This window comes from Streptosporangium sp. NPDC023963, from assembly GCF_040639135.1.
Classification (GTDB): Bacteria; Actinomycetota; Actinomycetes; order Streptosporangiales; family Streptosporangiaceae; genus Streptosporangium.
In genome coordinates this window covers 2,278-13,065 of the sequence record NZ_JBEZZK010000035.1, presented here as the reverse complement: position 1 = coordinate 13,065, position 10,788 = coordinate 2,278, and the positions used below count along the sequence as shown (strand labels likewise).

At 69.6% G+C, this 10,788-nt stretch carries 10 protein-coding genes; 3 read left to right on the top strand and 7 right to left on the bottom strand.

The genetic code is table 11. The annotated features are described in order from the left end of the window. Nucleotides 1-91: 91 nt before the first annotated feature. The 3 genes from AB0F88_RS44140 to AB0F88_RS44130 all read right to left on the bottom strand — a co-directional run bounded on the left by AB0F88_RS44140 (nt 92) and on the right by AB0F88_RS44130 (nt 2,648). On the bottom strand, nt 92-997 hold the full coding sequence (locus AB0F88_RS44140; protein WP_362698632.1) for an NAD kinase: 906 nt from the start codon (nt 995-997) through the stop codon (nt 92-94). Between the two features lie 452 nt (nt 998-1,449). After that, on the bottom strand, nt 1,450-2,268 hold the full coding sequence (locus AB0F88_RS44135; RefSeq protein WP_362698629.1) for a TlyA family RNA methyltransferase: 819 nt from the start codon (nt 2,266-2,268) through the stop codon (nt 1,450-1,452). Next, entirely contained in the window at nt 2,265-2,648 is a 384-nt protein-coding gene (locus AB0F88_RS44130; RefSeq protein WP_362698626.1) for a hypothetical protein, read from the bottom strand. The genes AB0F88_RS44135 and AB0F88_RS44130 overlap by 4 nt, the downstream gene beginning before the upstream one ends. A gap of 562 nt (nt 2,649-3,210) precedes the next feature. On the opposite strand from AB0F88_RS44130, the gene AB0F88_RS44125 reads away from it, so the two are divergent. Beyond that, entirely contained in the window at nt 3,211-3,558 is a 348-nt protein-coding gene (locus tag AB0F88_RS44125) for an SCP2 sterol-binding domain-containing protein (RefSeq protein ID WP_362698623.1), read from the top strand. Nucleotides 3,559-3,892: 334 nt separating this feature from the next. Here AB0F88_RS44125 and AB0F88_RS44120 read toward each other — a convergent pair whose 3' ends face one another. Both AB0F88_RS44120 and AB0F88_RS44115 read right to left on the bottom strand, forming a co-directional pair. Then, on the bottom strand, nt 3,893-4,912 hold the full coding sequence (locus AB0F88_RS44120; protein ID WP_362698620.1) for an HAD-IIA family hydrolase: 1,020 nt from the start codon (nt 4,910-4,912) through the stop codon (nt 3,893-3,895). Nucleotides 4,913-5,376: 464 nt separating this feature from the next. Next, complete coding sequence (locus tag AB0F88_RS44115; protein ID WP_362698617.1) at nt 5,377-5,808, bottom strand: tetratricopeptide repeat protein; 432 nt, start codon at nt 5,806-5,808, stop codon at nt 5,377-5,379. A 117-nt stretch (nt 5,809-5,925) separates the two neighbouring features. Here AB0F88_RS44115 and AB0F88_RS44110 point away from each other — a divergent pair, with 117 nt between their 5' ends. Then, nucleotides 5,926-7,341, top strand: coding sequence for a DUF1015 domain-containing protein (locus tag AB0F88_RS44110; protein WP_362698614.1), 1,416 nt, complete (start codon nt 5,926-5,928; stop codon nt 7,339-7,341). 92 nt (nt 7,342-7,433) lie between these two features. Here the strand turns inward: AB0F88_RS44110 and AB0F88_RS44105 are convergent, their stop codons facing one another. Beyond that, nucleotides 7,434-8,429, bottom strand: coding sequence for a hypothetical protein (locus AB0F88_RS44105; RefSeq protein WP_362698611.1), 996 nt, complete (start codon nt 8,427-8,429; stop codon nt 7,434-7,436). Here AB0F88_RS44105 and AB0F88_RS44100 point away from each other — a divergent pair. Next, the gene (locus tag AB0F88_RS44100; protein ID WP_362698608.1) at nt 8,419-9,345 is read left to right on the top strand and encodes an MBL fold metallo-hydrolase; all 927 of its coding nucleotides are present in this window, start codon (nt 8,419-8,421) and stop codon (nt 9,343-9,345) included. The two genes, AB0F88_RS44105 and AB0F88_RS44100, sit on opposite strands and share 11 nt — an antisense overlap. Before the next feature lie 96 nt (nt 9,346-9,441). Here the strand turns inward: AB0F88_RS44100 and AB0F88_RS44095 are convergent. Continuing rightward, the coding region (locus AB0F88_RS44095; protein ID WP_362698605.1) for a hypothetical protein at nt 9,442-10,788 on the bottom strand (1,347 nt) is incomplete at its 5' end.

Below are 10,788 nucleotides of genomic sequence, written 5' to 3'. Positions count from 1 at the left end.
GAAAGCTACCTCGCCGGGCTCTACCTACGAGGCGCCATCCTATGGATCCGAAGCCTTGACCCCGCCTAAAGATCCGAACTCAGAACAGGCCCTAGGGCCTTACACGGCCACGCCACCCCTGTACGGGGAGATCGAACTTGGCGACCAGCCTGTCGGTGAACGGCGCCCCGGTGTCCTCCAGACCGTGCAGCCGCGCCAGCCGTACCGGCAGCGCGGCCCGCCTGAGCTCCACCCTCGCCCCGGCGGGCAGGTCGAACCTGCGGCGGCCGTCGCACCACAGCACCGCGCCCGCCGTCTCCGTCTGGATCTCCAGTGCCAGCTTCGAGCGGGGCGAGACCACCAGGGCGCGGGCGAACAGGGCGTGGGCGCTGATGGGCACCAGCAGCAGAGCCTCCACCTCGGGCCACACGACCGGGCCCCCGGCGGAGAAGGCGTACGCGGTCGAACCGGTCGGCGTGGCGCAGATCACCCCGTCGCACCCCCAGCGCGACAGCGGGCGCCCGTCGATCTCGGCGACCACCTCGAGCATCCGCTCGCTCTTCTCGACGGTGGCCTCGTTCAGCGCCCAGCTGTCGGCCAGCAGCTTGCCGTTGAGGCGGGCGGTGACCTCGATGGTCATCCGCTCCTCGACGTCGTAACGGCCGTCCACCACGCTGTCGACCGCGTCCGCCAGGTCCTCCACCTCCGCCTCGGCCAGGAAGCCCACGTGGCCGAGGTTGACCCCCAGCAGCGGCACTCCCGCCGGCCGGGCGAGCTCGGCGGCCCTCAGGAGGCTGCCGTCCCCGCCGAGCACGATCATCATCTCGGCGGCGTCGACCGCCGCCGAACCGGCGGGCACCACGTCGGCCCCCGCGCAGGCGATCTCGTCGGCCTCGGCACTGAGAACGCGCACGTTCAGCCCGGCGTCCACGAACCGCTGGATCACCATCCGGGCGCTGTCGACGGCCGCCGCCCGCCCGGTGTGCGCGGTGACCAGCACGGAGCGCTTGGCAGTCATCGATTCTCCTTGAACGTGGAGACCCTCGCCCCGAGGTGGGAGAGGAGACGCGGCGCGGCGCCGCGCGTTTCGGTACCGTGCCCGGCGATGACCGGGCCGGTACGAGTGTGCCCGGCGGTGTCCCCGCCGGACCTGCGAAGAGGTGAAACGCCTGTGGAGCTGGAGTAGGACCTCAAGGAATTTCTCCTGGCGGGCGACCGGCGGTGAATCGGGAACTCTCATGGATGATCGCGGTAATCCCCTCCGTCCGGACGGTGCATTCCGGGGAGGGGACTCCGGGGACGGTGAGGAGGATGTCAAGTCTCCACTCTCCCGGGCCGCCCAGGCATCGAGGGCGCCCGGGTAGCCGGAAGCCTGGGAGGCCCGGAAGCCTGGGAGGCCCGGAAGCCTGGGAGGCCCGGAAGCCTGGGAGGCAGAGCCCGGGAGGCGTGGGGCCCAGGGCCGAGAAGGACCTACCGGGGGCCTTCGGCCACCGCCCGCTCGATCTCCGCGTCAAGGTCGGGGACCGGCGGAGCGCCCTCTCCCTTGCCCAGCCAGATGACGTACTCGACGTTGCCGGACGGACCCGGCAGCGGGCTCGCGGTGACCCCCCGCACGCTCAGGCCGAGGGTTCGCGCGGCTTCGGCCACATCCCGTACGGCCCCCGCGCGAAGTTCCGGGTCACGGACGACCCCGCCCGCGCCGACCCGCTCCCTGCCGACCTCGAACTGGGGTTTGACCAGCATCGCGAAATCGGCCCGCCCGGCGGCGCACAGGGCCAGGGCGGGCAACACCAGACGCAGGGAGATGAAAGAGAGATCGCCGACGATCAGCGTGGGAGCCTCGCCGACCATGTCGGGTTTCAGGTCCCTGACGTTGACCCGCTCCATGACCGTGACCCTGTCGTCGGTCCGCAGCGACCAGGCGAGCTGGCCGTACCCGACGTCGACGGCCAGCACGTGGGCCGCTCCGGCGCGCAGCAGCACGTCGGTGAAGCCTCCGGTCGAGGCACCCGCGTCCAGGCAACGACGTCCTTCCACGGTGAGGCCCAGGGGCCCGAAGGCCTCCAGCGCGCCGAGGAGCTTGTGCGCGCCCCGCGAGACGTAGTCGGGCCCCTCCGCCGCCTCCGCGACCACGATCGCCGAGGCCGTGTCGACCTGGGTCGCGGGCTTGGCGGCGACCTGGCCGCCGACGCTGACCCGGCCGGCCTCGATCAGCTGGGCCGCCTGTTCCCGGGACCGCGCCAGCTTCCGGCGGACGAGCTCGCTGTCGAGGCGTGTCCGCCGGCTCACGGGCGCCGGTCCGGGGTGCCGTCCGCCTGGGCCGTCTCCGGCCCGGAGACACCGTACGCCGGGGCCGGCCCCTGTCCCGAAAGGCCGTCCGCTCCCGAAACAGCGTCCGCTCCCGAAACAGCGTCTGCCAGGACCGGCCCCCGCCCCGAGACACCGTGCGCCGGGGTGATCACCCGCCCCGGAATGTCGCCGGCCGCGGCGAGCTCCCGCCCTGAGACGTCGTTCACCGCGGCGAGCGCCTGCTCCAGTCCGGTGAACACCTCCTCGAAGACGTCCGCGTGCGCCGAGACGGGCAGGGCACCGAGACGGGTGAGCCCGCCCAGCGCGGCCTCCACCCGCTCGTCGCCCGTCTCGCCCGTCTCTTCCAGCAGGTCCGTCATGCGCCCCCTCCGGCACCGCTCCTGGCCGCCTCGGCCTTCGTGGCCGTCTCCGCGGCCCTTCCTCCGTACGAACACGGCCGCCGCCGCACGAGCACGATGCTCTCCGGCCTCGCGCCCGTGGATTCCCCGACCGTATCGGAACCCGCGTTCCTCGTCGCCTCGGCGGGCTTTGCCCCTTCTCCGGCTTTGCCGCGCTCGCGGCCTCCCCATCTCCGTACCCGGGTCCCCCACACCGCCGGGGGGCACCCGGACGCCGCCGCCCCCGCCTGCTCGGGCCGGTCCCGCACAGAGCGATCCGATGCCGGCCCGGTCCAGCGTGGGCCGGCAGGGAAGGGGTTCCCCAAAAATGGGTAAACCGTGAACTATCGCGGGGGCCTCGCTCGTTGTCATCCCATTAAGGTCGGCGACCGCCAACGCGTACCCGCGTGACGTTCGACGCCATGGCAGAAGCCTCTTTCTCCGGCACCCCCGCGCCGGATTGCATGCCGTACCCATGTGGAACGCTACCGTCCGTACCTGAAAAGGATTCGGATCGGTCAGGGAGAGAAGGGAGCGCCACGCGATGGCGACCGTCGACGAGTGCCGGGTGGCACTGCGCAAACTCGGCGAGCAGTTCGACGAGGTTGACCAGGAAAGCCGCGCCAAGCACGTGGTCGAGCGCAGCATCAGCTGCCATGTCAAGGATCTCGGCGTCACCTTCTACGGCCGCATCCACCACGGTGGCCTCGGCCCCTTCGAGGATCTGTCCACGAACGACGGCAGGCAGGCCGACGTGAAACTGACCATCGGCAGCGACGATCTCATCTCCCTGGTCAACGGGGAACTCGACATGGGACGGGCCGTCTTCAGCGGGCGGGTCAAGGTCGACGCCAGCTTCAGCGACCTTCTTCGCCTGCGCAAGCTTCTTTGAGGATCCCGCCCTCGGGCGGGATCACGCAGGAGGCTCAGGCGGAATCACGCGTGACCACGCGGGAGATTCAGGCGGAATCACGCGTGACCACGCGGGAGGCTCAGGCGGAATCACGCGGGAGGGGCGTCGCCGACGCCGACAGCGGCCGATCCGGCTGCGGCCTCCCGGTCATCGAGGCGACATCGCCCGGGATCCGCGCGGATCCCGGGCGAGATCCACGTGGATCCACGCGGGAGAGGTCAGAGGGCGCGGGCGGTCGTCTCAGCCGGAGTGCGGGGTGGGCTGCGCGGGTCAGCGCGACGTTGCCCGCGCGGGCGTTGGCGAGGCGACCGTCTCAGCCGGAGTGCGAGGTGGGCGACGAGAACACGAAGTCGAGTGCCGCCTTCACCACGTCCTCGTCCGCCCGGTCCTCGCCCGCCGCCTCCCAGGTCGCGGCGGATGCGGCGCGGAGCCCGTCGAGCGGCTCACCTCCGCCCTCGAGGGTGAGCGCGCCCTCCTCCCAGCGGGCCGTCCACCCCTCGCAGGTCCACCCGTTCCCGGTCCGCCGCACCTCGGGGTAGGACCGGTGCAGGTCGGACAGATCCCTGGCGATGTAGGTGGGCCGGTGCCGTGGAACGGCGGTCAGCACGTCGAGCGGGCTCGCCACCCCGGTCAGGACCAACAGGCTGTCCACCCCGGCGTTGTTCGCCCCCTCGATGTCGGTGTCGAGCCGGTCGCCGACCACCAGAGGCCGCCGCGATCCGGTACGGAGCATCGACTCGCGGTGCAGCGGCGGCTCGGGCTTTCCCGCGACGATCGGCTCCACCCCGGTCGCCGTGGCGATGACCCTGATCATCGCGCCGTTGCCGGGAAGCTCGCCCCTGCCGGTCGGCATGGTCGAGTCGGCGTTGGCGGCGACGAAGAGGGCTCCCTCCCTCACCGCGAGGGTTCCCTCGGCCAGCAGGCCGTAGGACAGGTCGGGAGCGATGCCCTGGACGACCGCGGCCGGCGCGTCCAGGGCGGTGCTGACCGGACGCAGTCCGTGAGCGCGCAGTGCGGAGCGCAGGCCCATCCCGCCGACCACCAGCACCGCGGCGCCCGGTTCGACCCGCTCGGCCACGAGCCGCGCGGCGGCCTGGGCGGAGGTCACGACATCCTCGGCGGCCGCCGGAGCGCCCAGCGCACGCAGGTGCTGGGCGATGGCGGCGGGGGTGCGTGAGGCGTTGTTGGTGACGTAGGCGAGGCGCACGCCACGCTCCGCCGCCCGGCTCAGCGCCTCGGGAGCCGCCGGTACGGCATCGCGTCCGAGATACACCACCCCGTCGAGGTCAAGGAGAAGAGTGTCGTACGGGTCGATCAGCGTATTCGTGTCCACTGGCCCATTTCATCACCCGCGTTCCACCACCCGCACGGGTCCATGCGACGGAGCGGTCTGAATCACATCCGGCGAACCCATCCAGATCACCTCAGGCGAGCACCCGAGGGCCGCGCCGGCAGACCGGTATGGATTCGCACGCGACGGACACATGCGGCCACCTTGGCACTCTCGCATGGACCATATGGACCATATGGACCACATACGGCGAACACCCGCGACACACCGGCGACCCCGCAGGATCGGATACGACGAACACCTACAGTCACACGGCAACTCCGCACGGATCACGTACGGAGAACACCTGCGACCACACCGGCGAGCCCGCACAGATCACGCGATGGCCGTCCTCATTTCACGGCGCCACGCCTGCTACCTGGGGAAACTCGTACACCACCTCCGCGGAGGCAACCACGGATCACATCCCGCGCACGCGGGATCGCGGCGGTGTACTCGCATGGATCTCACATCCTGCGGGCGCGCAGCGTGGCACGAACGCTTTTCAACGCGGAAACGTAGTGCCGCAGGTCGGGTCGCATCGCGACGGCGATGGCCAGCGGCTCCTGAGCCCCCTCCATGTCCCCGGTACGCCAGAGGGCGAGTCCGAGCCCGAAATACGCATAGTCCTCAGCCGGATTGGCATCGATGATCCAGCGAAAACTGTCGACGGCGTCGGCGTACTGCCGGGAGTTGAACTGCGCTCTGGCGAGGGCCTCCCGGATGCTCCGTGACTCCGGCTCCGCGTCGGCCGCCCGTTCCAGCAGCGCGGCCGCCGCCGCCGGACTGCCCTCGGCCAGCAGCCTCATCCCTCGTTGAAACCATTCGTAGACGTCCCCGACCGGAGCGCCCGTCTCGGGGTTGGGGGAATCAGACGGACCGCCACGTCCTTGGACCATTGTGTGAGGCCTCCTTCATCGACAGACGACAGATCTGACCGATTCCCTGACGGACCGGGCACCACGGACTTGAAGCGGCCCCCAGCCGTTTCAGGCCTTTATGGCAGCATGCCCTCTATGGCGAATCCTGAACTGCCGATACCCGGCGGGCTGGTGCTACGCCCGTTTCGCGGCGTACGGTTCACGGTCGACGACCTGGCCGGGGTCACCTCACCGCCTTACGACCTCATCGACGAGGCCGGTGTGCGAAAGCTGCTCGACACCCATCCCAACAACGTGGTGCGTTTGATCCTTCCCGGCACCGACCAGCACAGATACGCCGAGGCGCGAGAGACGCTTCACCAATGGCTCTCCTCCGGGGTGCTGGCCGCCGACGAGACCCCCGCGGTCTACGTCTATGAGCAGTCGGGTCCCGGGGTCCTGCAGCGCGGAATCATCGGCGACGTGGGCCTGGCCGGTCCGGAGTTGCACATCGTCCTGCCTCACGAGGACGTGATGCCCGGGCCGGTCGCCGACCGGCTGGCGCTGATGAGCACTACGAAGGCCAACTTAGAGCCCATCTTCCTGCTCTACGACGGCGCGGGCGGCGCCACCACCCGCCTCGTCGACCGTATCGCCGCGTCCCGGCCCCCGCTGGCGGAGGCGAAGACCGAAGACGAGGTCAGGCACCGGCTGTGGGCCGTCACCGACAGTGAGGAACTCGCCTCCATCGACGCCGACCTCCGCCCCCACCAGGCCCTCATCGCCGACGGGCACCATCGTTACGCCACCTACCTCGCCCTCCAGCGGGAACACCGTGCCGCCACCACACGTGGTGCGGCGGTCACTCCCGATACGGCCGATACAGCAGGGACCGCGGGGACGACCGTGGGGCGGGCGGAGACCGAGAAATCAGTGACTCCGCCGAGTTCCATGGAGCCTGAGCCGTGGGACTTCGGCCTTGCGCTCCTGGTGGACTCCAGCGCCTACCCGCCGGATCTGAAGGCCATCCACCGGGTCATTCCCGAACTACCGCTTGAAGAGGCGCTGGCCAAGGCCAAGGGTTCGTGGCGGGTGCAGGAGTACTCGGACCTGGCCGAAGGCCTGGCCGCGTTGGACGAGACCGGCGGACCGGCCTATCTGCTGTCCTCCGGCGGGCTCACCCACCTTCTCAGCGACCCTGACCCCACTCAGCTGGAACACGCCATGCCGTCCGAGCGCTCGGCCGGGTGGCGAGCGCTGAACACCTCCATCCTCGCGGAGTTTCTCCTGCCGAAGGTTTGGGGGATGCGGGACGACGAGCTGTCGGTGCGCATCGTCCACCACGACCCGGAGGCCGCCGTACGGCTCGCCCAGGCCTCCGGGGGGACCGCGGTGCTGTTGCGCCCGCTTGCCGTCGACGATGTGCTCGCGGTCGCGGCCCAGGGAGAGCGGGTGCCCCGCAAATCCACCTCCTTCGGCCCTAAGCCCAGGACCGGTCTGGTCCTGCGCCTGCTCACCCCGGCGGGGACATCGCCCACGAACAACCCGCCCTTCGAGAATCCCGGCTCCTGAGAGTTCAAGGAGGCCGAATCCTGAGAGGAAGCCAGGTCTCTGAGAGACTCCGCGATCCCGGGATGCCGGGCGCGTGAAGGGAAGGACACCGCTCACCTTCCCGCTCCGGAGACCGCGCCTGCGCGCGTCACGGGGTGAGGCACCTGCGAGCGATCCGAAATCGACGCCTTCACGGCTCGCGGAACCGGTTCCGGTTCCGGTTCCGGTTCCGGCATACCTTCCGGAGTGAGGTCCGGTCGGGCCAAGGTGAGGTGGTCAGGCTCGGCCGAGGCGAGATCCCGTCCGACCGAGGTGAGATCCGGACGGGCCGAGGTGAGATCCGGACGGGCCGAGGTGAGATCCGGACTGACCGGAGCCGAACCCCGCCCGACCGGAACGAGACCCGGCCTGCTGATCGGGACCGAATCCAGCCCGATGAGATCCGGTCCCGCCGGGGAGGGTCTCGCCGGGGAGGAATCCACTCCTCCGACCGAGGTGACCTCTGGTCCGCTCGGAGCAAGACTCGGCCCGGATGAGGTGATGTCAGGCTTGACCGGGTTGAGCCGCGGCTCCGCGACCTGCCCGGTATCCACCTGCTCCGCATGCATCAGTGAGCGCACCGAACGAGGCGGGGCGGGCGCCGGAACTCCCTCGTCGCCGGTCAGGACCATGGTGACCTTGCGCTCGAGACGTCTCACCGAACGCACCTCGACCTCGTACCCGGACGATTTGGCTCCCTCGCTTCCCCACCAGCGGCGGCGCAGCGAACCCGTCACCTCGACGATGTCATCGGGCTGCCAACCGGCCACGGCCTCGATCACCTCGAGCTCGAACGACGCGCACGGAATGGTGTCGACCCGGGCACCACGCCCGCGGTGCTGCCGCCGGACGATCAGGCGCCAGGTGCCGAGCCTGCTCCCGCTCTGCAACGACCTGATGTGGGCCGCCTCAGGTAGGCGGCCCACGAGAATGACCTCGTTACGATCCATGCGATCCTCCTCGATCCTGCCGGTCGAGAAGGACTCTCTACGATGTTGAGCTGCACCGAAATGGCCGAATACTGTTCTGTGGACGCCGGTTCCAGTTATGAGGTGGCCTGTGGAAAACATCACCGCCCTCGGTGGGGACGTCTATGAGATCGACACGAGGATGGCCGGATACTCGAGCATCACGGCCGGATACCTGATCCTCGGAGACCGTCCCTGCCTGGTGGAGACCGGCACCTCCACCTCCGCCCCCGTGGTGCGCGACGCCCTGACCTCGCTGGGCGTCGGCCCAGGAGATCTCGCCACGGTCGTTGTCACGCACATCCACCTGGACCACGCGGGCGGGGTCGGCGACATCGCCGGTTTCTACCCGGATGCGGAGATCGTGGTTCACGAGAAGGGTGCCCGGCATCTCGCCGATCCCTCCAGGCTGATGGCCAGCGCGCGGATGGTCTGGGGCGACAAACTGGACACCTTGTTCGGCGAGCTCTCCCCCACGGAAGCCTCGCGGATCCGCGCCCTCGGCGACACCGACACGATCGACCTCGGCAACGGACGTACTCTGAACAGCCATTACTCACCGGGCCACGCCAAACACCACGTGGGACTCATCGACTCCGGCACCGGAGACCTCTACGTCGGCGACGCGGCCGGGGTCTACCTTCCGGAGACGGGCGACCTGCGCCCCGCCACGCCCCCGCCGGACTTCGACCTGCGTACCGCGCTGGACTCGATCGCCCTGTTCAAGGCGCTGGGCCCGCAGCGGCTGCTCTTCAGTCACTACGGACCGGTCGCGGATGTGGAGGAGATTTTGGGACGCTCCGCCGAGGAGCTTCGTGTCTGGGTCGATCTGACCCGTCAGGCCCACACGGAGGGCATGGATCTGGATCACGCTGTCGCCATGGTCAGGGATCGCACCCGCGACCGCTACGCGGCCCTGAAAGCGGACGAGGCGACCGCGGAGCAGTTCGAACTGCTGAGCGGCGCCCCGTCCAACGTGGCCGGCATCCTGCACTGGCTGAACCGGGTCCAGCCGTAGAAGGTGCCCCGTAAAGTCCAGGATCATCCTGGAGGCGTCCTCCGCATTCCGGGTGCACAGCTCGCCCACCCGGAATGCGGTGAAAGTCCCTAGGAGCTACTTCTTTTCGGACTTGCCCTGGTGATCCCGGCCCTGCTTGCCGCCGTCCTGATCCTCGTCCAGGTCGTCGTCCCCGTCGGAGTCGACATCGGGGGCGTCACTGAGAATGTCGCCGAAGTCAGGCTCGATGAAGGCCGGACCGACGGCGCGCTCCACCTTGCCGGGCTTCTCCTCAACCTTCCGCTCGGCATCGACCGTCTCGTTCCCGGAAGAGCCGGTCTTGGAGGAGACGTTCTCGGATGAGCCCTCTTCGTCGGAAGAGCCGTTGTCAGGAGCGTCGCCGGCGACGGGCCGGTTCGCGCTGAACTCGTCGTCAAAGAGATCGTCTTCGTCTTCGATCTCCGCGTCCAGAGCCGCGACGTCGTCGATGTCGGCGTCGTCGTCGACATGGACGTCATCGTCGACATCGCCGTCACCGGTGTCGATCTCGTCATCGGCACCGCCCCGAGGGCGAAGGTCGTCGATGACTTCCCCGTCCTCGTCGTCGTCCTCCTCCAGATCCTCGATGACAGCGCCCGTCAGCTCCGCGTAACGCTCGGCCGCGTCGGTCTCACCGTCCTCGTCGAAGGCCATCGCCCGGCCGAACCACTCGGTGGCGGGTCCTTCGTGACCGGCCACCGACAGCGCGTCGGCGTAGGCGAAGGCGAGACGGGCCGACCAGGGCTGGGGACGGGTGTCACGCAGCTCAGGAAGGCGCTGGAGGGTGATGACCGCGGCGTCGTTCTGGCCGAGATCCCTCCGGGCACCGGACTCCACGATGGCGAGTTCGATCTTGCCGACGCGGTCGAGCCGCTCGGCCTCCTTGGAGCGGACCAGATCGAGGGCGCGCTCGGGACGGCCAAGGCCACGCTCACAGTCCGCCATGATCGGCAGGAACGAGTCGGAACCCGTCATCCGGCGAGCCGCACGCAGATCGCTGAGCGCCTCGGAGAAATGGCCGGCGCGGTAGGCCGCGATGCCGACGGCCTCGCGGATCACCCCGATCCTGGCCGCGAAGCGACGTGCGACCTTCGTGTGCTCGTACGCCCGCTCCGCGTCGTCCTCGCCAAGGGCCCTCTCGGCCGCCACCAGGTGGCGGGAGATCAGATCCGCGAGGTCGAGGGGAAGGGAACGCAGTTCCTCGCGGATCTCCTTGTCGAGCTCCTCCGCGGTGATGTCCGGGGCGAGCTCCGGCAGTTCCTCACGCTGGCCGCTGGGAGCCTCGTCACGGCCACCGGACCGGTCATCCCGGCCGTAGCGAGTACGGGACCCCTCACCGTCGCGGTCGCGGTTCCCGAAGGGGCGCCCTCCGCCGGGACGGTCGTCACGGTTGAACGGCCTGCGCTCACCACGGTCGTCGCGGTT

Bases quoted from the DNA above. Each gene is read 5' to 3' on its own strand.
- AB0F88_RS44140 (WP_362698632.1), bottom strand. From the start codon at position 997: ATGACTGCCAAGCGCTCCGTGCTGGTCACCGCGCACACCGGGCGGGCG.
- AB0F88_RS44130 (WP_362698626.1), bottom strand. From the start codon at position 2,648: ATGACGGACCTGCTGGAAGAGACGGGCGAGACGGGCGACGAGCGGGTG.
- AB0F88_RS44125 (WP_362698623.1), top strand. From the start codon at position 3,211: ATGGCGACCGTCGACGAGTGCCGGGTGGCACTGCGCAAACTCGGCGAG.
- AB0F88_RS44115 (WP_362698617.1), bottom strand. From the start codon at position 5,808: ATGGTCCAAGGACGTGGCGGTCCGTCTGATTCCCCCAACCCCGAGACG.
- AB0F88_RS44110 (WP_362698614.1), top strand. From the start codon at position 5,926: ATGGCGAATCCTGAACTGCCGATACCCGGCGGGCTGGTGCTACGCCCG.
- AB0F88_RS44105 (WP_362698611.1), bottom strand. From the start codon at position 8,429: ATGTTTTCCACAGGCCACCTCATAACTGGAACCGGCGTCCACAGAACA.